Source organism: Allostreptomyces psammosilenae (genome assembly GCF_013407765.1).
Taxonomy (GTDB): domain Bacteria; phylum Actinomycetota; class Actinomycetes; order Streptomycetales; family Streptomycetaceae; genus Allostreptomyces; species Allostreptomyces psammosilenae.
In genome coordinates this window covers 2,717,292-2,738,544 of record NZ_JACBZD010000001.1, presented here as the reverse complement: position 1 = coordinate 2,738,544, position 21,253 = coordinate 2,717,292, and the positions used below count along the sequence as shown (strand labels likewise).

Genomic DNA, 21,253 nt, shown 5'->3' with positions numbered 1-21,253 from the left:
CCGCTCCGGTCGCTCCGTTCCGCTCCCTCCCGTGCCGGCGCCGGCTCAGCCGTCCTTGCCCATCGCCCGCCGGATGGCGTCCCGGGCCCGGTCGGCCACGGCGGCCAGCGGCCCGAGCGCCACGTTCTCCGCCCCGGACTCCACGCCCGGGTGCGGACGGGTGGGCGCCGTCGCCTCGGCCGCCTTCACCGCGCGGGCCAGCGCCGCCAGCCGTCCCGGCTCGCTGACCCGGCGCAGCTGCGTGAACTCGTAGCGCTCCTCGGCGCGGGCGTGCGCCTCCACGTCGACCCGCAGCGCGGCGAACGCCGTGGCGAACTCCGGCGCCTGGGGGTCCATCTCCTCCAGCCGGACGAGCATCTGCTTGGCCTCGTTCTCCTCCCGCAGCCGCTCCGCGACCACCTCCTCGCCGCCCTCGATGGCGCGCCGCGCGAGGGGGTGGACCACCTCCTCCTCCGCCGTCTCGTGCACGGCCAGGAACCGCACCAGCCGCCGGAACGCGTCCCGCCGGGCGTCCCCGGTGCTGGCCTCCACCTCGTCGAAGAGGTTGCGGATGTCGCCGTGCTGCTGCATCAGCAGCGCCACCACATCCTGTTCCGCCGCCTCGGGGCGGGTCCGCTCCTCCGTCGCCACGTCGTCCTCCCAGTTGTCGATCGGGTCCCGGGCCGTACCACCGCGCGGGAGGACGAACCCCGCGGTACGCCGCCTGGTGGGACGACGAGGCCCCGCCGGGTGACGACACCCGGCGGGGCGCTCGTTCCGGCCCGCCCGGTCAGCGGGGAGAGCCGGTGCCGCTGGCTAGCGGATCAGCTGAAGTTCACGTCGCTGCACAGGTAGTACACCTGGTCCATGTGCGAGGCCTGCCAGATCGTGTACACGACGTGGTGGCCGCTGCGCCCGGAGGTGCTGACCGGGATCTCGTAGTTCTGGCTGGGCGCGTAGCGCCCGGTCTGCGCCACCAGCTCCAGGTCGTCCCAGCCCAGCGGCTCGGTGGCCGGGTTGAAGCCCTGCTTGGTCACGTAGACCCGGAAGTAGTCCGCCCCGTGGCTGGCCTGGTCGTACAGCCGGACGGTGAAGTTGTCCGCGACGTTGGTGGTCTTCCACGGCCCCACCGTGTCCAGCGAGTTGTACCGGCCGCCCTCGGTCCGCCCGCCGCTGCACAGCTGGCCGTTGGGGATGGCCGCCTGGTGGTTGCCGCCGACGTTGTTGCGGTACAGGCCGTTCCAGTTCCACATGGCGTTGGGGTTGTCCTGCCAGGCCTGCCAGCACATCGGGTCCTGGGTGGCCATCGCCGGGTTCTGGAAGTCACTGCCCCAGCGCTGCCAGCACCCGTAGTTGCGGGAGGCCGGGTCGACGACCGACCCGTGGGCGTGGGCGGTGTCCGTCCAGGGGACGAGGCACAGCAGGGCCGCCGACACCAGCGCCAGGGCGTGCAACACCCAGCGCGGTGCCTTCGCGTGAACATGACAATTCATGGATCCGGTCTCCGTCTTCGGTGACAGTCGAGTGGTGCCATGCATGAGAGCGCTCCCAAGCCCCCGATTACCCACCGAAGCCCCCCCGAAACCCCCCGGAGCCCCTCCCTCCGCTGTATGGCATCTGAAATGGCATAATGGTGCCATGGATCACGACGCCGACTTCGTCCCCGGCCACGGACCCACCAGTGGCATCTCCGTCACCCTGACGGCCGGAACCCTGCAGGCGATCCGCGAGAGGGTGGGCAAGCGCGGCGTCTCCGCGTACCTGGAGCGGGCGGCGCAGCGCCAGATCGAGCGCGACAACCTCGACGAACTGATCGCCGCCTTCGACCAGGTGTACGGTCCCGCGGACCCGGCGGCCGTCGCCGACAAGCGTGCCCGGCTCGTCGCTGGCGCGTCCGGTGTTGAGGACGTCGCATGAGCGGTGCCCTCGTCCTGGACAGCGAGGGCCTGGCCAAGGTCGTGCAGCGGGACCGCGAGATCCACGAGTGGCTGACGGCCGCCCGCGACGCCGACCTCCCGGTGATCACCTCGGCCGCCGTGCTGGTCGAGGTCATCCATCCGAGGATCAACGACGCCGCGCTGAAGTGGACGCTCTCCCGCATCCGCGTGGAGCCCATCACCGCGCCCGTCGCCCACTCAGCCGCAGCCCTGCTGCGTGCCGCCGGCCTGCACGGGCACAAGTACGCCATCGACGCCATGCTGTGCGCCACGGCGCTCACCCACCCCGGGCGAGTTGTCGTCCTCACCTCCGACGTCGATGACATCGCAGCGCTGACGGCCGGCCACCCCCGGGTGACGGCGGAGAAGGTCTGAGACCCGACAGCGGAACCCCAGGTCACAGGACCTCTGCGCCGGCCCGCGCCGCAGCCATACACCATTCTGGTACATGGACTATCCTTGGTACATGTCCATGAAGCGCACCAACGTGTACGCCGACCCCGAGGACCTGGCGATCATCAAGGAGGCGGCCAAGCGCCGGGGGGTGAGCGAGGCCGAGATCATCCGCCAGGGAATCCACCTCGCGGCCATGGCGAACCGGGTGTGGGACGAGCCCCTCTTCTCCCGCACCTTCGAGGGCCCGGGGCGCACGCCGTCCAGGGGCGAGGTCCGTGACGCGGTGGCGGACGCCGTCCGGCGCGAGTCGGAGCCGGGTACCGCCGCGTGATCATCGTCGTCGCCGACACCTCCGGCCTGCTGGCCGCTCTCGACTCCACGCACCCGGAACACGCTGCGGCGAACGAGGCGATCCTGCACGCCGGGCTCCTCGTCATGTCCCCGCTGCTCCTCGCCGAGTTGGACCACGTAGCCACGCGGGAACTCGGCCGGGCCGCGGCCGTGAGCGCGATCGACGACATCCGCCACTGGGTGCGTGCGGGCCGCGTCGTCGTACCGGAGATCACGGAAGGGCACCTGGGCGCCGCTCAGTTCGTCCGCGCCCGCTACAACACGCTCGACCTCGACCTCGCCGACGCGGTGCACGTGGCCCTCGCCTCCGACTACGACACCGACGCGATCCTCACGCTCGACCGCCGCGACTTCCGCGCCGTGCGCCCCCTCGGCCGCCACAAGGCATTCCGGGTGCTCCCCGACGACCTCCCGCTCTGACGACCGTTCGGCCGCAACACCGAAAGCCCCAGGCCACTGGCCTGGGGCTTCGGACAAGAGCGGGTGACGGGAATCGAACCCGCGCTGTCAGCTTGGGAAGCTGATGTTCTACCATTGAACTACACCCGCGCGGCCCCTGTGAGAGGCGGCTGCGCTCACCTTACCGCATCGTGTCGGTGGTGTGCACCGACCTTCTGGGCGCCGGCTTCGGGCCGTGGCGTTGTCGGTGGGGGGATCTAGTCTCGTTCTCCGTGTGGTGGTCCGTCGTGGCCGGGTCGGGCGGTGAGCCTGTCTGCGGGGCGTCTGGTTGATCCCCTAATGTGGCGGTTGCTGCTCGTTTGGGGTGGTGAGGCCGGCCGGGCCCGTGGGGTCGTCGTGCCGTGGCCCGCCCCTTCTCCGCCGTAGGCCGGAGCGCGAGCGTGACGCGTCCATGGGGTTACCCGTGGCGACCACTCGTGGGGAATTGAGGTCATCGATGGATCGCACCGTCGTCCGATGCGCCGATGGGCACCTGTTCAGTACCAGTACGTTCCCGATGCAGAACCTCGGCCAGGGCCGGATCGGGCCCGGCCGGTTGTTGCGCTGCCCGGCGTGCGGGCGGTTGCGCAGCTGTGTGCCCGCCGGCAACGCGGGGCAGTACGCGCACTCCGTGGCGGAGGGCGGGGACCCGCACCGGTCCTAGCGCCGCCGGCGGGGCCGTGATCGGCGGGGGCCCGTTCCGCCGCCCCGGGAGGGGGTGGCGGGGCGGGGCTCCCGCCGCTGGTCCGGGAGGGGGAGGGCGGCGGGGCGCCGGGGGGCGGATTGGTGGGGGCGGCGCAGCGGCACGTACCCTTTCCGCGTGTTGCTCTCCGACAAGGACATCCGGAAAGAGATCGATTCCGGCCGCGTGGTCATCGACCCCTACGACGCCGGGATGGTCCAGCCGTCCAGCATCGACGTGCGGCTGGACCGGTTCTTCCGCGTGTTCGAGAACCACCGCTACCCGCACATCGACCCGGCGGTGGAGCAGCCCGACCTCACCCGGCTCATCGAGGTGGACCCGGCCGAGCCGTTCATCCTGCACCCGGGCGAGTTCGTGCTCGCCTCCACCTACGAGGTCATCACGCTGCCGGACGACATCGCCTCGCGTCTGGAGGGCAAGTCCTCCCTCGGCCGGCTGGGCCTGCTGACCCACTCCACCGCCGGCTTCATCGACCCGGGGTTCTCCGGCCACGTCACGCTGGAGCTGTCCAACGTGGCCACCCTGCCGATCAAGCTGCACCCGGGCATGAAGATCGGCCAGCTGTGCCTGTTCCGGCTCAGCTCCCCCGCCGAGTACCCGTACGGTTCCGAGCGCTACGGCTCCCGCTACCAGGGGCAGCGTGGTCCCACTCCGTCGCGGTCGTACCAGAACTTCCACCGGACCGAGGTGTGAGCGCGCCGATGAGCGAGACCGTGACCGACCGCGAGATCCTCTCCTGGCAGCTGTTCGGCGAGGCCAGCCGGGCGCTGGCCCAGGAGGTGGCCGACGACGGCTACGAGCCGGACATCATCCTGTCCATCGCCCGCGGCGGCCTGTTCGTCGCCGGGGCGCTGGGCTACGCGCTCGACGTGAAGAACCTGCACGTCATGAACGTGGAGTTCTACTCCGGGGTGGGCAAGACGCTGCCCATGCCGGTGATGCTTCCGCCGGTGCCGAACGCCGTGGACCTGTCGGACAAGCGGGTGCTGGTGGCCGACGACGTGGCCGACACCGGCCGCACGCTGGAGCTGGTGCGCGACTTCTGCGCCGACCACGTCGCCGACGTGCGCTGCGCGGTGGTCTACGAGAAGCCGTCCTCGCTGGTGAAGTGCGAGTACGTGTGGCGGCGCACGGACCGCTGGATCAACTTCCCGTGGTCGGACCAGCCGCCGGTGACCCGGCGCGAGGGCCAGGTCCTGGACGCCTGACGCCGGCCGGGCTGGCCGTGTAGCACCGCGCTAGCCGCGGAGCACCGGGGTGGTCACCGCGGTCAGCTCGGTGCCGTCCGCGCCCAGCTGCAGCTCGGTGGTGAGCGCGGCCAGCTCGCCCAGGCGGGTCAGGTGGGTGCCGCCGCAGAACAGCGAGGCGGTGCCCTCGGGCAGCTCGCAGACCCAGCGGCGCCGGGCGGTCAGCTCCGGCCCGTCGGTCTCGACACGCACCGGCGCGTCGGCGGCCAGCCAGCCGGCGAGCCGCTCGTTCACCGCGTCCTGGATCTTCGGCAGCTCCTCGGCCAGGCCGTCCGCCGTGAAGCCCTTCTTCCGCAGCGACTTGCCGATCCGGTAGACGTCGGTGCTCGCCTCGACGCCCATCCGTGAGGTGTCCATGGCGAGGCCGTCGAAGTCCGGGTGGCCGAACGCGTCGGCGCGCGCCTCCTTGCGCCAGCGGGGCACCAGGGCCTCGTTCAGGGCCAGCGCCAGCAGGTGGCAGCCGGTGTGCGCGGCGCTCAGCGCGGCCCGACGCGCGGTGTCCACCCGCAGCAGCGCCTCCGCGCCGAGCAGGGCGGACGGCTCCGGCAGCGCGGCCGGGTCGCCGGCCGGCGCCGTGACGACGTGCACCACCAGCCACGCCCAGCCCTCCTCGCCGCGCCGCACCGGGATGTCCGGGCCGATCAGAAGGCCGGGGGCACCTGGGGCACCCGGGACACCGGAGGCGTCGGCCGCGGTGCCGGCCGGGGCTGGGCCCAGGGCGCCGGTGAGGCAGTCCACGACGGGCAGCTCGCGGCCGTCGGCGGGCAGGGTGAGGGTGCCGGTGTCCCCGGGCTGGTCGGGCCAGGTGTGGTCCAGCGGGTGGAACGGGGTGGCGGCGGTGACGACGCCGAGCCGGCCCTCGCCCAGCGGGTGCGCGGCGACGATCGTGGAGGTGTCCGAGGTCGCGCCGGACGGGAAGCCGACCCGGGTGGTGGCCGGCACGGCGGGGGACGGGGTGGGCATGCGGCTCTCCCGGGAGCGCGGACGGAACGGCGGGAATCGGCGGAACGCGGGGCGCCGGGTTGGCGCGCCGCGTCCCACCGAACCACGTCGGCGGGCCCGCCGTCACGTCGACGGCGGACCCGCCGGGCGGGCAGGCGCTGGAGGCCGGAGGGCTCGGGAACCGGAGGGCTCGGGAGCCGGGCGAGCTCGGGGGACCGGTGGGCCGGGAGGGGCCTCAGGAGGTGAGCAGCGGGAGCTTGATCAGCACCAGCAGGGCCAGCAGCTGGATCGCCGAGGCGCCCAGCGCGCGGGCCCACGGCAGGTCGTGCACCCGGTTGACCATGGCCGTCATCAGCGCGGCGCACAGCGCCCAGGAGGCCCAGCCGAGGATCTGCACCACCATGTTGTCGGCCGGCACGAAGAGCGCGACGGCCAGCCGGGGCAGGTCGGAGAGCCAGGCGATCAGCGTGGCCAGGCCGACGGTGGTTGCCCAGCCGCCGTCGCCCTGGAACTGCCGGGCCACGGCGTGGGTGACCGAGCCGAGGGCCAGCGCGGCCAGGCAGAAGCCGATCACGCCGCCCAGCAGGGTGGTGATCGCGGTGGTCAGGGTGGAGGAGAACAGCTGCTCGCGGGAGTCCTCGATGCCGAAGAGGCCGAGGACGCCGTAGATCGCCGAGACGACGAGGGTGGGCACCCACACCTGGTGGCCGCGGACCGCCTCGAAGGTGGCCACGGGGCGCAGGAAGATGCCGGTCAGCAGCTGCTGCCAGGTGGGCTTGGGGCCCGTGGCGGCGGCCCGGCCGGCGCGGTAGGTGGTGCCGTCGTCGTAGCCCTGGTCGTAGCCGCCCTGGTCGTAGCCGTAGCCGGCGTTCTGGTCGTAGCCGCCCTGGCCGTATCCGGGCTGGCCGTATCCGGGCTGGCCGTATCCGCCCTGGCCGGGCGGGCCGTACGGGTCGCCGTGGCCGCCCGGTGCCGGGGCGGGGGCGCCGGGGAAGCCGGGTGGGGCCTCGGCGGCCTCCCAGGCGCGGGTGTTGCCGGGGCGGTCGTGCCGTGGGTCGTAGCCGGGGGCGCCGGCCGGGGTGTCGGGTCCGCCGTAGCCGGGTGCCGGGGCGGGGCCGCCCTGGCCGTAGCCGCCCGCACCGTGTCCCGGCTGGCCGTAGCCGCCGGGAGCGCCGTACTGCCCGCCGCCCCGGGGGTCGGCGCCGCGCCGCGGGGGGTGTCCGTTTCCTGCCACACTGCGACGGTACCGGGTCGCCGTGCCGTGCGGACGGCCCGCGCGCGGGCCGTCTTCCGCTTGCAGCAAAGCTGTGACGCGAAGGGCCCCGTGGGGCGGTCCGTCGCGGGGACGGGCCGCCCCACGGGGCCGGGGGTCGGGAAGGACGGCGGCTCAGCCGGCCGGGGAGGGCTCGGGTTCCGGTGCCGGGGCCGGCTCCTCGGCGGCGGCCGGGGGCGGGGAGTCCTGGGTGACGGAGCGGAGCAGCAGCTGGGCCACGTCCACGACCTCCAGCGACTCCTTGGCCTGCCCGGACTGCTGCTTGCCGGTCACCGAGTCGGAGAGCATGACCAGGCAGAACGGGCAGGCGGTGGAGACGATGTCCGGGTTCAGGGAGAGCGCCTCGTCCACCCGCTCGTGGTTGATCCGCTTGCCGACGCGCTCCTCCATCCACATCCGGGCGCCGCCGGCGCCGCAGCAGAAGCCACGCTCCTTGTGCCGGTGCATCTCCTCGTTGCGCAGGCCGGGGACGCTGGAGATGATCTCGCGCGGCGGCGTGTAGACCTTGTTGTGGCGGCCCAGGTAGCACGGGTCGTGGTAGGTGATCAGGCCGTCCACCGGGGTGACCGGCACCAGCTTGCCCTCGTCCACCAGGTGCTGGAGCAGCTGGGTGTGGTGGATGACCTCGTACTCGCCGCCGAGCTGCGGGTACTCGTTGGCGATGGTGTTGAAGCAGTGCGGGCAGGTGGCGACGATCCGCTTGGTCTTCTTCTCGCCGAAGGCGGCGTTCAGCGTCTCGACGTTCTGCTGGCCGAGCATCTGGAACAGCGGCTCGTTGCCGAGGCGGCGGGCGGAGTCGCCGGTGCAGGACTCCTCCTTGCCCATGATCGCGAACTTCACGCCGGCGATGTGCAGCAGCTCGGCGAAGGCCTTGGTGGTCTTCTTGGCGCGGTCCTCCAGGGCGCCGGCGCAGCCGACCCAGTAGAGGTAGTCGACCTCGGTGAGGTCCTCGACGTCGTCGCCGACGACCGGGACGGGGAAGTCGACCTCCTTGACCCAGTCCAGCCGCTTCTTGGCGGCCAGGCCCCAGGGGTTGCCCTTCTTCTCCAGGTTGCGCAGCATCGTGCCGGCCTCGGAGGGGAAGGACGACTCGATCATCACCTGGTAGCGGCGCATGTCGAGGATGTGGTCGACGTGCTCGATGTCCACCGGGCACTGCTCGACGCAGGCGCCGCAGGTGGTGCAGTCCCACAGCACCTCGGGGTCGATGACGCCGCCCTCGGCGAGGGTGCCGACCAGCGGGCGCTCGGCCTCGGCGAGGGCGGCGGCCGGCACCCCGGCGAGCTGTTCGGGGGTGGCCTTCTCGTTGCCCTCGGCGTCCTTGCCGCCGCCGGCGAGCAGGTAGGGGGCCTTGGCCATGGCGTGGTCGCGCAGGGTGGTGACCAGCAGCTTCGGCGAGAGCGGCTTGCCGGTGTTCCAGGCGGGGCACTGCGACTGGCAGCGGCCGCACTCGGTGCAGGTGGCGAAGTCCAGCAGGCCCTTCCAGGTGAAGTCCTCCACCTGGGAGACGCCGAAGCGGGTGGCGGCGGCCTTCTCCTCGTCGTCGAAGACGGTCTCGAAGTCGATCGGCTCGCCGCCGGAGGTCATCGGCTTCAGCGGGCCGAGGGCGGTGGCGCCGTCGGCGTTGCGCTTGAAGAAGATGTTGAAGAAGGCGGAGAAGCGGTGCCAGGCGACGCCCATGTTCATGTTGAGGGCGACGGTGACGAACCAGGCCATGGAGATGAGGATCTTCAGCGCCGCGACGGCGACGATCAGGTCCTCCAGGGTGGCCTCGTCCATGCCGGAGAAGGCCAGGCCCAGCGGGTAGGTGGCGAAGAAGTCGGCGACGTAGCCCTCCTCGCCGAGCAGCGCGTACTCCAGGCCGCGCAGCACGACGATGCACAGGCCGACGCCGAGGATGGTCCACTCGACGTAGTACGCCTGCCAGGCGTTGGAGCCGGCGAAGCGGGACTTGCGGCCGGCCCGGCTGGGCAGGTTGCCGAGCCGGATGAGCATCAGCACGACGATGGCCAGCACCAGGGTGACCCCGAAGAACTCGGTGATCACGTTGAAGACCACCCAGTGCCCGATCAGCGGGAGCGCGAAGTGCGGGTCGAAGAGCTGCCCGTAGGCGGTGACCAGGGTGAGCAGCAGGGCGCCGAAGCCGACCATGACGAACCAGTGGGCGGCGCCGACGACGCCCCAGCGCAGCATCCTGGTGTGCCCGAGGGTCTCCCGGACGAGGGTCAGGGCGCGGGTGCCCACCTGGTCGGTGCGGGTGGCGTCCGGTTGGCCGAGCCGGACGAAGGTGACGATGCGGGCGACCGTGCGCGCGAAGAGGGCGACGCCCACCACGCTGACGGCGAGGCTCACGATGATCGCGGCGAGCTGCATCGGAACCGGGGCCTCCTGACGGGGACGGGCGGTGTGGTTCGGAGCGGACCGTAGTCTGCCCCAGCCGGAAGTCTACCCGTCGGTAACTTCCCGGGGGAAGTCGTCCGCGCCGCGCGCCCCGCAATCGGCCCTTCCGGGGGATGTGGTGGGCGGATGCAGGTAAGTTGAGTCACAGTGGCTCATGTCCTTGACCGCGACGTGCCGGCGCGGCATTCTTGAGCGCGTAGTACTCAACTCTCTGGAGGGTTCCACGATGGCACGCGCGGTCGGAATCGACCTCGGTACGACGAACTCCGTCGTCAGTGTTCTCGAGGGCGGTGAGCCCACCGTCATCACCAACGCCGAGGGCGCTCGGACCACGCCCTCCGTCGTCGCCTTCGCCAAGAACGGCGAGGTGCTGGTCGGCGAGGTGGCCAAGCGGCAGGCGGTGACCAACGTCGACCGCACCATCCGCTCGGTCAAGCGTCACATGGGCACCGACTGGAAGATCGGCATCGACGGCAAGGACTTCACGCCGCAGCAGATCAGCGCCTTCATCCTCCAGAAGCTCAAGCGTGACGCCGAGGCCTACCTGGGCGAGAAGGTCACCGACGCGGTGATCACCGTCCCGGCCTACTTCAACGACTCCGAGCGCCAGGCGACGAAGGAGGCCGGCGAGATCGCCGGCCTGAACGTGCTGCGCATCGTCAACGAGCCGACCTCCGCCGCGCTCGCCTACGGCCTGGAGAAGGACGACCAGACCATCCTGGTCTTCGACCTCGGCGGCGGCACCTTCGACGTCTCGCTGCTGGAGATCGGCGACGGCGTGGTCGAGGTCAAGGCCACCAGCGGCGACAACCACCTCGGTGGTGACGACTGGGACCAGCGCATCGTCGACCACCTGGTCAAGCAGTTCCACTCCGGTCACGGCGTCGACCTCTCCAAGGACAAGATGGCCCTCCAGCGCCTCCGCGAGGCCGCCGAGAAGGCCAAGATCGAGCTGTCCAGCTCCTCCGAGACCAGCATCAACCTGCCGTACATCACGGCGTCGGCCGAGGGCCCGCTGCACATGGACGAGCGGCTCACCCGCTCGCAGTTCCAGCAGCTCACCGCCGACCTGCTGGAGCGCTGCAAGACCCCGTTCCACAACGTGATCAAGGACGCCGGCATCGCGCTGTCCGACATCGACCACGTGGTGCTGGTCGGCGGCTCCACCCGCATGCCGGCCGTCAGCGAGCTGGTGCGCGAGCTGACCGGCGGCAAGGAGCCCAACAAGGGCGTCAACCCGGACGAGGTCGTGGCGATCGGCGCCTCGCTGCAGGCCGGTGTGCTCAAGGGCGAGGTCAAGGACGTCCTGCTGCTCGACGTCACCCCGCTGTCCCTCGGCATCGAGACCAAGGGCGGCATCATGACCAAGCTGATCGAGCGCAACACCACGATCCCGACCAAGCGCTCGGAGATCTTCACCACGGCGGAGGACAACCAGCCGTCGGTGCAGATCCAGGTCTACCAGGGCGAGCGGGAGATCGCGGCCTACAACAAGAAGCTCGGCATGTTCGAGCTGACCGGCCTGCCGCCGGCGCCGCGCGGCGTGCCGCAGATCGAGGTCACCTTCGACATCGACGCCAACGGCATCATGCAGATCTCCGCCAAGGACCTCGGCACCGGCAAGGAGCAGCGGATGACCGTCACCGGCGGCTCCGCGCTGCCGAAGGAGGACATCGAGCGGATGATGCGGGAGGCCGAGCAGTACGCGGAGGAGGACCACCGCCGCCGCGAGGCCGCCGAGACCCGCAACCAGGCCGAGCAGCTGGTCTACAGCACCGAGAAGTTCCTGGGTGACAACGCGGACAAGGTGCCCGGCGACACCAAGGCCGAGGTCGAGGCCGCCCTGGCCGAGCTGAAGGAGAAGCTGGCCGGCGACGACATCGCGGCGATCCGCGAGGCCACCGAGAAGGTCGCCGCCACCAGCCAGAAGCTGGGCTCCGCGCTGTACGCCAACGCCCAGGGCGCCGAGGGCGCCGCGGCCGGTGCCGCCGCCGGCGGCGACGCCAAGGCCGACGACGTCGTGGACGCCGAGATCGTGGACGACGACAAGACGGAGGGTGGTGCGGCCCGGTGACGGACGACGCGACTTCGCCCCTCGGACCCGAGGGCGCTGCGTCCGACGCCGCCAAGGCCGACGCGGACGAGGCCGCGGCGCGTGCCGCCGAGGCCCCGTCCACCGAGGCCCCGTCCGGACCGGAGGGGGCCCCGGCCGCCGGCGGCGGCGCGGAGGAGGCGCTGCGTCGGCAGGTCGCCGAGCGCACCGCCGACCTGCAGCGGCTCCAGGCGGAGTACCAGAACTACCGCAAGCGCGTGGAGCGCGACCGGCAGACCGTCCGCGAGGCGGCCGTGGCGGGGGTCCTGCAGGACCTCCTCCCGGTGATCGACGACATCGGCCGCGCCCGTGAGCACGGCGAACTGGTCGGCGGCTTCAAGTCGGTCGCCGAGTCCCTGGAGTCGGTGGCCGCCAAGATGGGCCTGGCCCAGTACGGCAAGGAGGGCGAGCCCTTCGACCCGACCATCCACGAGGCGCTGATGCACAGCTACTCGGCGGAGGTCACCGAGACCACCTGCGTGCAGATCCTGCAGCCGGGGTACCGGTTGGGCGAGCGCGTCATCCGCCCCGCGCGGGTGGCGGTCGCCGAGCCCCAGCCCGGTGCGCCGGCCCCCTCCGCCTCCTCCGCCGCCGCGGACGAGGCCGGGGAGGAGGGCGCCGAGGGTGGCCAGCAGGCCGGCTCGGACGCCGAGTAGGACGGAAGCCTTCGATGGCCGTCGCGGGGCCGTTCCGGCCGGGCAGCCGCCCGGTCCGGAACGGCCCCGCGCCAGCGGTGGGGCCGCCGGTGACGCCGGCGGCGCCACCGGCGCGTCACGGGGAAGCGCGGAGGAGACAGTGACAATGGGGGCGGACCGGGAGGAGGGGCGTCGGTGAGCACCAAGGACTACCTGGAGAAGGACTACTACAAGGTCCTGGGCGTGCCCAAGGACGCCTCCGAGGCGGACATCAAGAAGGCGTACCGCAAGCTGGCCCGGCAGTACCACCCGGACGCCAACACCGGCGACGCGGGCGCCGAGGAGCGCTTCAAGGAGATCTCCGAGGCATACGACGTCCTCGCCGACGCCAAGCGCCGCAAGGAGTACGACGACGCCCGCGCCCTCTTCGGCAACGGCGGCTTCCGCGCCGGCGGCCCGGGCGGCCCCGGCGGGTTCTCCTTCGACCTCGGCGACCTGTTCAGCGAGGGTGGCCGCACCGGCGGCTTCGGCGGCGGCCTCGGCGACGTCTTCGGCGGCCTGTTCAACCGCGGCCCCACGCGCACCCAGCCGCGCCGCGGCCAGGACGTCGAGTCCGAGGTGACGCTGACCTTCACCCAGGCGGTGGACGGCACCACCGTCCCGCTGCCGCTGACCAGCCGGGAGCCGTGCCGCTCCTGCGCCGGCACCGGCGCCAAGGCCGGCACCACCCCGCGGGTCTGCCCGACCTGCGTCGGCAGCGGCCAGGTGAGCCGCAGCCAGGGCAGCTTCGCCTTCTCCGAACCCTGCCGGGACTGCAAGGGGCGCGGCCTGGTCGTCGACGACCCCTGCCCGCACTGCCACGGCTCCGGCAAGCAGACCAGCAGCCGCACCCTCCAGGTGCGCATCCCGGCCGGCGTCTCGGACGGCCAGCGGATCCGGCTCAAGGGCAAGGGCGGCCCCGGCGAACGCGGCGGCCCGAACGGAGACCTGTTCGTCGTGGTCCACGTCAAGCCGCACCCGGTCTTCGGGCGCAAGGACGACAACCTGACGATCACCGTGCCGGTGACCTTCCCGGAGGCCGCCCTCGGGGCGACCATCAGGGTACCGACGCTGGGCGGGCAGCCGGTGACGCTGAAGCTGCCGCCCGGCACGGTGACCGGGCGCACCATGCGGGCCCGCGGCAAGGGAGCCGTGCGCCGGGACGGAACCCGCGGCGACCTCCTGGTCACCGTGGAGGTGGTGGTGCCGCAGAAGCTCTCCGGCAAGGCTCGCGAGGCGTTGGAGGCGTACCGCGAGGCGACCGCCGGGGAAGACCCGCGGGCGGGTCTGCTGGACGCGGCCGCGAGAGGGGAGTGACGGATGGACAACTCCACACCGGAGTCCGGCCGCACGGCCGGACCCCTCGGCACTGGCGCCGCGGCCGGCCTGGGGGCCGGCGGCGGCATGGGCGTCCCGCCCGGCCCCGACACCCCCGCCGGGGCGGGCCCGCTGGGCGGACGCCGCGCCGGCGCCCGCAACCCGTACGAGCTCACCGAGGAGAGCCCGGTCTACGTCATCTCGGTGGCCGCGCAGCTGTCCGGGCTGCACCCGCAGACGCTGCGCCAGTACGACCGCATCGGCCTGGTCTCGCCCGACCGCACGGCCGGGCGGGGCCGCCGCTACTCGGCGCGGGACATCGAGCAGCTCCGCGAGGTGCAGCGGCTCTCCCAGGAGGAGGGCATCAACCTCGCCGGGATCAAGCGGATCGTGGAGCTGCGCAACGAGGTCGCCGCCCTGCGCGAGCGGATCGCCGAGATGGAGGCCGCGCTCGACGAGGCGACCAGCGCGGTGCGCGCCCGCGAGGCCGCGGTGCACGCCTCCTACCGCCGCGACCTGGTGCCGATGCACCAGATCCAGCGCAGCAGCGCCCTGGTGGTCTGGCGCCCCAACCGGCGCGACCGCTAGCACGCGCCGCCGCGTCTGAACGCGAGAAACCGGCCGTCACGACCACTGTCATGGTCGTGACGGCCGCTTTAATTGGGCTCGGTTCTTTGACGGCCCGGCTGGGTCAGCCCTGGATCAGGGCGAGGAGGGCGGCGACGGCGCCGGCGATCCCGGTGAGCGCGCCGAGCGCGGGCAGGGGCCAGCGGGAGCGTTCCAGGGAACTGATCCGGCGGTCGTGCTCCTCGATCTCCCGGTCGGTCCGGTCGGAGCGCTGCACCAGCAGGGCGAGCTGCCCGTCGATCCGGGTGAAGCCCACCTCGACGGTGCGCCGCAGCGAGATCAGTTCCACCGTCACCTCCCCGCCGCCCTCCGCGCCGCTCATCGCACGCCTTCCGACGCGGCCGGCGCGGCGGCCGGGCCGCGCGGCGCGGGCAGCGTGGCGGCGCTGCCCGGCACCCCGACCAGGCCGGCCGCCGTGCCCTTGACGGCGGCCAGCGCGGCGGCCAGCACCGGCGCCCACCACTGCGGCAGGTCACCGACCGCCACCAGCAGCACGCCGGCCGCCGCCTGGGCGGCCGTCCACAGGGTGCGCTCCAGCAGATCGAGCGGGAATCGTTGGGTGTACACGTGGCTCTCCTCTCCGGCGGGGGAGCGCCGGGCCGGGCGCGAGCCCACCGGCCCGCGAACCGACCGGCCCGACGCGGTGGTTCAGACGTTCGGGACGCGCAGCGCGTCCCAGCTGGTCCGCCCGGGGATGCCGTCGGCGTCGGCACCGGTGAACCCGAGCTTGCGCTGCCAGGCGGCGTACGACTGCCGGTCCGCGTCCGTCCACCTCGGCCCGGGGCCGACCCGGTAGCGCCCGCAGCCCTCGGCGACCAGCCGGCGCCCCATCGCGGTGATGATCGGTGAGACGCGGCCGATCGCGAAGAACGCGGCGCCGGGGAACGGCTCGTACCTGACGGCGGGCGCGGGCGCCGGTGCCGGGGCGGGGGCCGGTGCGGGTGCGGTGCCGCGGGCCGGGGCGGCCAGCCGGGCGCGGATCCGCGAGCGCATGGCGGCCATCGAGAACGAGGGGTCGATCTTGCGGGTCGTCCACTCCTTGTGGCCGATCACCGACCGCTCCGACCAGCCGTGCGCGCGGCAGATCGCGGCGGACACCTGCTCGGTGGCGAGCAGCTGCGCCTCCGGGTAGGGGTCGTCGCCGTTGCCGAGGTTCTCGATCTCGAAGCCGTAGAAGCGGGCGTTGCCGTCCACGTCGTCGCGGTTCGGGGCCGGCGGGGCGGTCTCGGCGATCACCGCGTTCAGCACGTCGAGGTCCCCGGGGCCGGCGTGGTTGCAGCGGCCGTAGCCGACCAGGTGGACGGTGCCGTCCTTGGAGATGACGCCGATGCACAGCGGCCCGGGCAGCGAGGCGGAGCCGGTGCGGCAGTAGGCGACCGAGTCGCGGCCGGCGGTGTGGTGGAGCATCACGCCGCGCACCGGTCCCCAGGCACCGACGTGGTTGCGGTTGCGGGTGGTCCAGCCGGTGTGCTCGGTGATCCGGGCGACGCCCTCCTTCCGGATCGCGGACTCGAAGGCGGCGGCGGACAGCGGTGTGGCCAAGGTGCTCCTCCTGGCTGGTGCGGGTGAGAGCGGGTCAGAGCGGGGCGGCCGGGGGCTCCGCGGCGGGCGGGGGGACCGGCGGGAACAGCGGACGCAGCCGGTCGTCCGGCGGGGCCCAGACGATGCCCGGGGTACCCGGGGTGCCGGAGGCCGCCTCCGCGTCCGAGCCCGGCACCGCGGCCGTCCCGGCCATCGCGGCGACCACGGTGGTGGTTCCCCGGCGGCGGGCGTTCGCACTCCCCATCAGGGCGCGGAGTTGGCGCTCCATCTCCCGCACCCGGTCCAGCAGGTCCAGCGGAAGGGCCGGCATCTAGGGCACCTCCAGGTAGAGCAGGGCGGTCTCCGCGGTCCCGCGCACCGGGGCGGTGACGGCCAGGCCGACGACCCGGTAGCGGGTGTCGTCCTCGGCCGTGTGCCACAGGTCGCGGAAGCGGAAGCGGATGGTGGAGCCGAGCAGGGCGGGGGTGATGCGGCCGTCGAGCCGCACGGTGACCTCCGGGATCACCTCCGGGCGGTGGTACTGGTGCAGCGCGGCCCGGGCGGCGCTGTTCAGCACGGCCGGGTCGGTGACCGCGCTGTGGTCGGAGGTGCCGTCCAGCAGCGGCCAGCCCGCGGCGATGGAGGAGTGGTGGAACCACAGCTCGGACAGGGTGGGGCCCGGCTCCTGGGCCGGCTCCTCCCCGGTGGCCTCCGGCGCGTCACCGCGGGCCAGCCACACGTTCGCCTGCACGGTGGAGTCGCCGGGCAGGCTGTAGGTGAGCACGTGCCCGGGGTAGTCCAGGACGGTGTCCGTGGTGCCCACCCGGATCTTCGGGTGGCCGAGCTGGAGCCGCTTGACCCGCCGGCCGGTGTGCGGGTCGCGGTGGCAGGCGATCCGCCACTCGAACCCGTTCTCCAGTGCGGCGAGGTTGTCGAGCAGCTCCCGCACCCGGGCCGCCTCGGCGAAGGAGTAGCCGAGGGTGCGCCGGACGCCGGACAGCTCGGTGCCGGTCCGGATGCCGATGTCGCCGCCCTCGGCCGCCTGGACGTGCTCCACCAGGGCGCGGGCGATGGCGAACTGGTCGACGTCGGTCGCGGTCAGCGACTGGTACAGGATGCGGTGGTCCAGGTACGAGTCGAAGGTGCCCGCCTGGATCTCGATCTGGACGACGCCGCGGTCGTCGCTGGAGACCGTGCTGGTCCACAGCAGGCCGCCCCACCAGACGTCGCCGTCGCGCTCGACCCACACCGCGGTGCGGCCGGTGACCAGGACGGCGCGGAGCCGGACCGCCAGGGCGCGGTTCGGCACCGGGACCGTCGCGGTGAGCGAACCGGACTTGCCGATGAAGTCGTCGAAGGACAGCTGGGTGACCGGGAGCACCTCCAGCACCCGGTCGGTGCGCAGGTCGCACAGGACCACCCGGTAGTGGGCGGTGCCGGCGCCGGGGACCGGGCCGGGGAGCGTGCTCACCGCGCGGCCTCGTAGGTGAAGGCGAAGCGCAGCAGGTTGCCCGCGCCCCACTCCGTGTAGGGGTGGGCGTGGGACAGCGCGGTCATCCGGGCGCTGTCGGGCGCGCTGAGGAAGATGCCGCAGGAGGTGGTGCCCGGACCGGCCAGGGTGTGGCCGGAGACGCGTCCCCCCGCCCCGCTGGTCTGGGCGGTGCCGAGGTGGTAGGCGCCCAGCTGGCTCGTGCGGGCCGGCAGGGAGAACTGCCACGCCCCGGTACCCACCTGGGTGGTGGTGCCCACGGTGAGCTGCACCTGGACGTGCACGGTGTCGCCGATCCGGGTGTAGCGGCCCACCAGGGAGCCGTTGCCCAGCACCGGGGCGGTGGTGGCCGCCGTCCAGGTGGGGGTGTACGACTGCCAGACGCCCTCGCGGGGCGGGTACTGCGTCCACGCGGAGCCGTCCCAGCGCTCCAGGCGGCCCCCGGAGTCGCGGTACTGGCCGGGGTAGGCGCCGGTGTGGCCGCCGGACCAGCCGGGCGGGATGATGCCGCCGAGGGCGGCGGTGCGGCGGCGGCGGTCCGCCACCGCGCTGCCCCAGTCGATGCCGCCGGTACCGGCCGAGGTGCCGGCGGGCACCGTCACCTCGTACAGCACCTCGCTGCTGCGGTCCGCGGCGGGGGCGGTGGGCGCGGCGTTCGGTTCGCCCTGGAGGACCTCCACGACGCCGGCGGTGCGGTCGGAGCCGTCCGCCGCCGTGTCGTAGACGCGGACCACGACGGCGTCGACGCGGGGCAGCGAGGCGTGCCCCTCGGCGAAGCTCAGCGTCTCCTCGGCGTCGACGGTCACCGCGTAGCCGCCCTGGGTGGAGGTGGCCGTGCCGGCGACCCACAGCTGGCCTGGGCTGAGGGTCGCCTGCATGGCGGCGACGGGGGTGAGGTCGAGGCCGACGGGGAGGGTGCCGCCGCGGGAGAGCAGCGGTCCGGCGGGGGACATGGGCAGGGACGCGGCCAGGCGGTGGTCCTCCGGGGACATCCCGGAGGTGAGGCGGCCGACGCGAACGGTCATGGGTGCTCCTTGGAGACGGTGGGCCGGGGCGGCGCGGCGCGAGTCGGCGTGGTGCGGCGGGGCGCGCGGGTTCAGAGGTGGGCGGACCGCCAGGTCACGGACAGCCGGGCCTGCTCGCCGCCCTCGGGGGCGCGGAAGTCCAGGGCGTTGTCCCCGGGGGCCAGGGTGAACAGCCGTTCCGGGTCGCTCAGCGGCGTCGCGGTGTGCAGGCGGGAGCCGCCCCCGCCGAGCACGACGGTGGACTCGGCGGTGTCGACGGTCAGCGTCTCGTCCGCGGTCAGGGTGATGTCGTACTCCAGGCGCATGCCGGTGGTGTGGTTGAACACGGAGGGGCGGACCACCGGGCCGGTGATCGTGAGCACCGGGTGGGTGTGCGCGTTGCCGTCGTTGGCGGCGGTGACCGAGCCGGAGGAGCGCGGAGTGCCGTAGCCCAGGGGGTAGCCGATCGGGTACTCCAGGCCGCCGCCGGAGACCGGCAGGGTGGTGTCGGCGAACCCGGGCTGGGGGGCGTAGCGCCGGGGGTCGGTGCAGACCCACTGGAGCGACACCTTGCCGACGCCCTGGGTGGCGAAGGCGCGGTCGGCGGGCAGGACCCGCTGGCGCACCCGGGCGAGCGCCGCGGTGGTGTGGCCGTGCAGCCGGACGGCCAGCCACTCCTCGGTGTCCCGGGCGGCGGTGCCGAGCAGCAGGTCGTCCAGCACCCGGTTCGGCGCGCGGGCGGCGTCCGGCAGCAGCCAGACGGTGCCGGCCACGGTGCGCGGCTGGGCCCACTGGTCGCCGGGCCAGGCACCGTGCTCCCAGGGGCGGAGCACGTCGGCGGTGTCCAGGGCGGGCAGGTCGATCCAGCCGGTCAGCCCCTCGGCGCTGAGGTCGTACGGGGTGCCGGGGCCGAGCAGCAGCGGACCGAACTGCACCTGGCCGTCACGGGTGATCAGCGACCCGGGGGCGGCCGTGGTCGGCCGGCGGAGCGCGGTGGGGCCGCCGGGGGTGGAGGTGGTGGCCATGGTGATCAACCTCGTGCCTTCGCCAGGAACCACAGCTCCTCGGCGATCTGCCGGGGAGAGGTGGTGTGCGTCGCGTGGAAGTTGTGGATGGTGAAGGGGGGGTGCTCCCGGGTGCCGGACGCGCCGAGGGCGGCCCGGCGGCCCATCAGGGCGTCCAGCTTGTTCAGCGGCAGCACGGCCTCCGCCTCGCCGGCCTCCGCGAGCAGCGCCAGCGTGCCGCCGGAGCGCGGCAGCACCACACCGCCCTCGGCGAGCTTCGGGATCAGCGGGATGTCGATGCCGAAGCTCCTGCCGCCCAGGCCGGGCACCCAGCTGGGGATGTCCACCTGGATGTTGTTGATCTTGCCGATGAACGAGTTGACCAGCTCGATGACGGTGTTCAGCGGGCCCTTCACGATGCCGATCAGGCCGTTGAAGATGTCCCGGGCCTTGTCCCGCAGCCCGCCGAAGGCGTCCTTCACCGCGTCGATGACCCGGGTGATCGTGGGCTTCACGGTGTTGTTGAACCAGTCCACGACCGCGGAGACGGCGTTCTTGATGGCGTCCCAGACCGCGCGGACCACCCGGCGGAGCGTCTGCGACTGGGCCGCCATCTCGACGATCCTGGTGATCAGCGGCATCAGCAGGGCCGCGATGGCGCCGAGGACGTTCGCCCGCATCGCGGTGTTCAGGCCGCGCTGCGCCGTGGTGGCGCCGCGCAGGCCGTCACGGAACCGGTTGAAGAAGCCGCCGCCGGCCGAGGCGCCCTGGCCGGCCCGGTTCACGGCGGAGGTGGTCGTGTTGGTGCTGCTGCCGAGGGTGCGGGTGGCGCCGTTCAGCTGGTTGGCGGCGGTGCGCAGCCGGTTGAGCTGGGTGGTGGCCGTGGCCGCGCCGCCCCGGAGGCGACCGACCGAGGTGTTCGCGCCCTGGGCGCGCGTGCCGAGGGTGCGGAGGGCGCCCGCGGCCTGGTTGGCGCCGGTGCGCAGCCGGCCGGCGGCGGTGTTGGTCTGGGTGAGCGGGTTGCGCAGCCGGTTGACCTGTCCGGCGGTGTTGGCGGCGGTGCGGCCGAGGGTGCTCACCGCGCCGTTGGCCTGGGTGACGCCGGTGCGCACCCGGCCCACGGCGGTGGACACGTTGGTGGAGGCCTGCCGGAGGCGGTTCATCGCCCCGGTGGCCTGGTTGAGGGAGGAGGTCAGGGACATCCGGATCCCTTTCGACGGGGCGGAGGCGGGGTCACGGGGCGAAGCGCCGCAGTTCCTCGGCCTCCGCCTCGGTCAGCGCGCCCCCGGAGGCCAGGCGGCGCCGCAGTTCCAGGTAGCGCGCCTTCGCGGCGACCTTCTCCGGGTCGATGGCCGGGGCGGCCGGCACGTCGGACGTCGCGGCGCGCGCCGCCACGGGCGCGGCCGGCATCACCACGGTGACCGCGCCGCGCACGGCCGCGAGCCGGGCGCGCTGCCGGGCGAGGTTGACCTCGGGCGGCTCCCGGACGAGGTCCGGGCCGGGCAGCGGGGCGGTCTCCGTGCCGTCGGCCAGCGCGGCCCGGGCCGCGGCCGTTCCCGGGGCGGCCGGCTGGTCCACCGGCTCGTCCAGGTAGGTGACGGGCGGGGGCGCGTCCGACGGCAGGAACGGCTCCAGCAGCAGCATCTCGGTGATCTCGGTGATGTCGTCGATCCCGTACTCGGCGGCGCGCCACTCGAACGCGGCCTGCGGGATCACATGGGCGTGGGGCTCGCCGTCGCGCTCCTGCGCGTACTCCCAGCACTGCCCCAGGCCCTCGACCAGGCATGGGCGCCAGCCGGTGACGACGACGGTGGACGGTGTCGCGGTCGGTTCCGTCATGGTTCCTCCTGCGCGTGGCG

General features: G+C 73.3%; 25 protein-coding genes and 1 tRNA gene. 11 read left to right on the top strand and 15 right to left on the bottom strand.

Features of this window, described 5'->3' with window-relative positions:
* Window positions 1-45: 45 nt before the first annotated feature.
* A complete protein-coding gene (locus tag FHU37_RS11155; protein ID WP_312892551.1) occupies window positions 46-630 on the bottom strand; it encodes a hemerythrin domain-containing protein in 585 nt (194 codons plus the stop codon).
* Between the two features lie 173 nt (window positions 631-803).
* The gene (locus tag FHU37_RS11150) at window positions 804-1,472 is read right to left on the bottom strand and encodes a lytic polysaccharide monooxygenase auxiliary activity family 9 protein (protein ID WP_179814043.1); all 669 of its coding nucleotides are present in this window, start codon (window positions 1,470-1,472) and stop codon (window positions 804-806) included.
* A gap of 145 nt (window positions 1,473-1,617) precedes the next feature.
* Between FHU37_RS11150 and FHU37_RS11145 the strand changes: the two genes are divergently transcribed.
* From FHU37_RS11145 to FHU37_RS11130, 4 genes are all read left to right on the top strand, one after another.
* Window positions 1,618-1,896 carry a hypothetical protein gene (locus FHU37_RS11145; RefSeq protein ID WP_179814042.1) on the top strand — a complete coding sequence of 93 codons (279 nt, stop codon included), beginning with the start codon at window positions 1,618-1,620 and terminating at the stop codon, window positions 1,894-1,896.
* Window positions 1,893-2,291, top strand: a complete 399-nt coding sequence (locus tag FHU37_RS11140; protein WP_179814041.1) for a PIN domain-containing protein — start codon at window positions 1,893-1,895, stop codon at window positions 2,289-2,291. Before FHU37_RS11145 ends, FHU37_RS11140 begins: the two co-directional genes overlap by 4 nt.
* 91 nt (window positions 2,292-2,382) lie before the next feature.
* Window positions 2,383-2,643 carry a ribbon-helix-helix domain-containing protein gene (locus tag FHU37_RS11135; protein WP_179814040.1) on the top strand — a complete coding sequence of 87 codons (261 nt, stop codon included), beginning with the start codon at window positions 2,383-2,385 and terminating at the stop codon, window positions 2,641-2,643.
* Complete coding sequence (locus FHU37_RS11130) at window positions 2,640-3,083, top strand: PIN domain-containing protein (protein WP_179814039.1); 444 nt, start codon at window positions 2,640-2,642, stop codon at window positions 3,081-3,083. The genes FHU37_RS11135 and FHU37_RS11130 overlap by 4 nt, the downstream gene beginning before the upstream one ends.
* A 58-nt stretch (window positions 3,084-3,141) precedes the next feature.
* On the opposite strand, the gene FHU37_RS11125 is transcribed toward FHU37_RS11130, so the two are convergent.
* Window positions 3,142-3,212: transfer RNA gene (locus FHU37_RS11125), tRNA-Gly, on the bottom strand.
* A gap of 346 nt (window positions 3,213-3,558) precedes the next feature.
* Here FHU37_RS11125 and FHU37_RS28060 point away from each other — a divergent pair.
* From FHU37_RS28060 to FHU37_RS11115, 3 genes are all read left to right on the top strand, one after another.
* On the top strand, window positions 3,559-3,765 hold the full coding sequence (locus tag FHU37_RS28060) for a hypothetical protein (RefSeq protein WP_246449766.1): 207 nt from the start codon (window positions 3,559-3,561) through the stop codon (window positions 3,763-3,765).
* 156 nt (window positions 3,766-3,921) lie between these two features.
* Window positions 3,922-4,497, top strand: coding sequence for a dCTP deaminase (gene dcd / locus FHU37_RS11120; RefSeq protein WP_179814038.1), 576 nt, complete (start codon window positions 3,922-3,924; stop codon window positions 4,495-4,497).
* 8 nt (window positions 4,498-4,505) lie between these two features.
* On the top strand, window positions 4,506-5,012 hold the full coding sequence (locus FHU37_RS11115; protein ID WP_179814037.1) for a phosphoribosyltransferase: 507 nt from the start codon (window positions 4,506-4,508) through the stop codon (window positions 5,010-5,012).
* 30 nt (window positions 5,013-5,042) lie between these two features.
* Here FHU37_RS11115 and FHU37_RS11110 read toward each other — a convergent pair whose 3' ends face one another.
* From FHU37_RS11110 to FHU37_RS11100, 3 genes are all read right to left on the bottom strand, one after another.
* A complete protein-coding gene (locus tag FHU37_RS11110) occupies window positions 5,043-6,014 on the bottom strand; it encodes an alanyl-tRNA editing protein (RefSeq protein WP_179814036.1) in 972 nt (323 codons plus the stop codon).
* Window positions 6,015-6,228: 214 nt separating this feature from the next.
* Window positions 6,229-7,227, bottom strand: coding sequence for a Yip1 family protein (locus FHU37_RS11105; protein WP_179814035.1), 999 nt, complete (start codon window positions 7,225-7,227; stop codon window positions 6,229-6,231).
* Window positions 7,228-7,380: 153 nt separating this feature from the next.
* Complete coding sequence (locus FHU37_RS11100; RefSeq protein WP_179814034.1) at window positions 7,381-9,639, bottom strand: (Fe-S)-binding protein; 2,259 nt, start codon at window positions 9,637-9,639, stop codon at window positions 7,381-7,383.
* A 253-nt stretch (window positions 9,640-9,892) separates the two neighbouring features.
* Between FHU37_RS11100 and dnaK the strand changes: the two genes are divergently transcribed.
* The 4 genes from dnaK (at window position 9,893) to FHU37_RS11080 (ending at window position 14,337) form a co-directional block, all read left to right on the top strand.
* The gene (gene dnaK, locus FHU37_RS11095) at window positions 9,893-11,740 is read left to right on the top strand and encodes a molecular chaperone DnaK (protein WP_179814033.1); all 1,848 of its coding nucleotides are present in this window, start codon (window positions 9,893-9,895) and stop codon (window positions 11,738-11,740) included.
* A complete protein-coding gene (gene grpE / locus FHU37_RS11090) occupies window positions 11,737-12,414 on the top strand; it encodes a nucleotide exchange factor GrpE (protein ID WP_179814032.1) in 678 nt (225 codons plus the stop codon). The genes dnaK and grpE overlap by 4 nt, the downstream gene beginning before the upstream one ends.
* A 174-nt stretch (window positions 12,415-12,588) precedes the next feature.
* On the top strand, window positions 12,589-13,749 hold the full coding sequence (gene dnaJ, locus FHU37_RS11085; RefSeq protein ID WP_179814031.1) for a molecular chaperone DnaJ: 1,161 nt from the start codon (window positions 12,589-12,591) through the stop codon (window positions 13,747-13,749).
* Between the two features lie 87 nt (window positions 13,750-13,836).
* Window positions 13,837-14,337: a heat shock protein transcriptional repressor HspR gene (locus FHU37_RS11080; protein ID WP_179816188.1), complete on the top strand. Its 501-nt coding sequence runs from the start codon at window positions 13,837-13,839 to the stop codon at window positions 14,335-14,337.
* A 103-nt stretch (window positions 14,338-14,440) separates the two neighbouring features.
* Here the strand turns inward: FHU37_RS11080 and FHU37_RS11075 are convergent, their stop codons facing one another.
* The 9 genes from FHU37_RS11075 to FHU37_RS11035 all read right to left on the bottom strand — a co-directional run bounded on the left by FHU37_RS11075 (window position 14,441) and on the right by FHU37_RS11035 (window position 21,233).
* Window positions 14,441-14,698 carry a hypothetical protein gene (locus FHU37_RS11075; protein ID WP_179814030.1) on the bottom strand — a complete coding sequence of 86 codons (258 nt, stop codon included), beginning with the start codon at window positions 14,696-14,698 and terminating at the stop codon, window positions 14,441-14,443.
* The gene (locus FHU37_RS11070) at window positions 14,695-14,943 is read right to left on the bottom strand and encodes a hypothetical protein (protein ID WP_179814029.1); all 249 of its coding nucleotides are present in this window, start codon (window positions 14,941-14,943) and stop codon (window positions 14,695-14,697) included. Before FHU37_RS11070 ends, FHU37_RS11075 begins: the two co-directional genes overlap by 4 nt.
* 81 nt (window positions 14,944-15,024) lie before the next feature.
* Window positions 15,025-15,918, bottom strand: coding sequence for a peptidoglycan-binding protein (locus FHU37_RS11065; protein WP_179814028.1), 894 nt, complete (start codon window positions 15,916-15,918; stop codon window positions 15,025-15,027).
* A 34-nt stretch (window positions 15,919-15,952) separates the two neighbouring features.
* Window positions 15,953-16,228, bottom strand: coding sequence for a hypothetical protein (locus FHU37_RS11060; protein ID WP_179814027.1), 276 nt, complete (start codon window positions 16,226-16,228; stop codon window positions 15,953-15,955).
* A complete protein-coding gene (locus FHU37_RS11055) occupies window positions 16,229-17,368 on the bottom strand; it encodes a hypothetical protein (protein WP_179814026.1) in 1,140 nt (379 codons plus the stop codon).
* Complete coding sequence (locus FHU37_RS11050) at window positions 17,365-18,411, bottom strand: hypothetical protein (protein WP_179814025.1); 1,047 nt, start codon at window positions 18,409-18,411, stop codon at window positions 17,365-17,367. The genes FHU37_RS11055 and FHU37_RS11050 overlap by 4 nt, the downstream gene beginning before the upstream one ends.
* A 71-nt stretch (window positions 18,412-18,482) precedes the next feature.
* Window positions 18,483-19,415: a phage distal tail protein gene (locus FHU37_RS11045; protein WP_179814024.1), complete on the bottom strand. Its 933-nt coding sequence runs from the start codon at window positions 19,413-19,415 to the stop codon at window positions 18,483-18,485.
* Window positions 19,416-19,420: 5 nt separating this feature from the next.
* A complete protein-coding gene (locus FHU37_RS11040) occupies window positions 19,421-20,596 on the bottom strand; it encodes a phage tail family protein (RefSeq protein ID WP_246449761.1) in 1,176 nt (391 codons plus the stop codon).
* Window positions 20,597-20,627: 31 nt separating this feature from the next.
* Window positions 20,628-21,233 carry a hypothetical protein gene (locus FHU37_RS11035; protein WP_179814023.1) on the bottom strand — a complete coding sequence of 202 codons (606 nt, stop codon included), beginning with the start codon at window positions 21,231-21,233 and terminating at the stop codon, window positions 20,628-20,630.
* Between the last annotated feature and the right edge of the window lie 20 nt (window positions 21,234-21,253).

What these genes read in the sequence shown, in the direction of transcription:
- FHU37_RS11150 (WP_179814043.1), bottom strand. Translation starts at nt 1,472, where the DNA reads ATGAATTGTCATGTTCACGCGAAGGCACCGCGCTGGGTGTTGCACGCC.
- FHU37_RS11145 (WP_179814042.1), top strand. Translation starts at nt 1,618, where the DNA reads ATGGATCACGACGCCGACTTCGTCCCCGGCCACGGACCCACCAGTGGC.
- FHU37_RS11140 (WP_179814041.1), top strand. Translation starts at nt 1,893, where the DNA reads ATGAGCGGTGCCCTCGTCCTGGACAGCGAGGGCCTGGCCAAGGTCGTG.
- FHU37_RS11135 (WP_179814040.1), top strand. Translation starts at nt 2,383, where the DNA reads ATGTCCATGAAGCGCACCAACGTGTACGCCGACCCCGAGGACCTGGCG.
- FHU37_RS28060 (WP_246449766.1), top strand. Translation starts at nt 3,559, where the DNA reads ATGGATCGCACCGTCGTCCGATGCGCCGATGGGCACCTGTTCAGTACC.
- FHU37_RS11115 (WP_179814037.1), top strand. Translation starts at nt 4,506, where the DNA reads ATGAGCGAGACCGTGACCGACCGCGAGATCCTCTCCTGGCAGCTGTTC.
- FHU37_RS11110 (WP_179814036.1), bottom strand. Translation starts at nt 6,014, where the DNA reads ATGCCCACCCCGTCCCCCGCCGTGCCGGCCACCACCCGGGTCGGCTTC.
- FHU37_RS11100 (WP_179814034.1), bottom strand. Translation starts at nt 9,639, where the DNA reads ATGCAGCTCGCCGCGATCATCGTGAGCCTCGCCGTCAGCGTGGTGGGC.
- dnaK (WP_179814033.1), top strand. Translation starts at nt 9,893, where the DNA reads ATGGCACGCGCGGTCGGAATCGACCTCGGTACGACGAACTCCGTCGTC.
- FHU37_RS11080 (WP_179816188.1), top strand. Translation starts at nt 13,837, where the DNA reads ATGGGCGTCCCGCCCGGCCCCGACACCCCCGCCGGGGCGGGCCCGCTG.
- FHU37_RS11075 (WP_179814030.1), bottom strand. Translation starts at nt 14,698, where the DNA reads ATGAGCGGCGCGGAGGGCGGCGGGGAGGTGACGGTGGAACTGATCTCG.
- FHU37_RS11060 (WP_179814027.1), bottom strand. Translation starts at nt 16,228, where the DNA reads ATGCCGGCCCTTCCGCTGGACCTGCTGGACCGGGTGCGGGAGATGGAG.
- FHU37_RS11050 (WP_179814025.1), bottom strand. Translation starts at nt 18,411, where the DNA reads ATGACCGTTCGCGTCGGCCGCCTCACCTCCGGGATGTCCCCGGAGGAC.
- FHU37_RS11045 (WP_179814024.1), bottom strand. Translation starts at nt 19,415, where the DNA reads ATGGCCACCACCTCCACCCCCGGCGGCCCCACCGCGCTCCGCCGGCCG.
- FHU37_RS11040 (WP_246449761.1), bottom strand. Translation starts at nt 20,596, where the DNA reads ATGTCCCTGACCTCCTCCCTCAACCAGGCCACCGGGGCGATGAACCGC.
- FHU37_RS11035 (WP_179814023.1), bottom strand. Translation starts at nt 21,233, where the DNA reads ATGACGGAACCGACCGCGACACCGTCCACCGTCGTCGTCACCGGCTGG.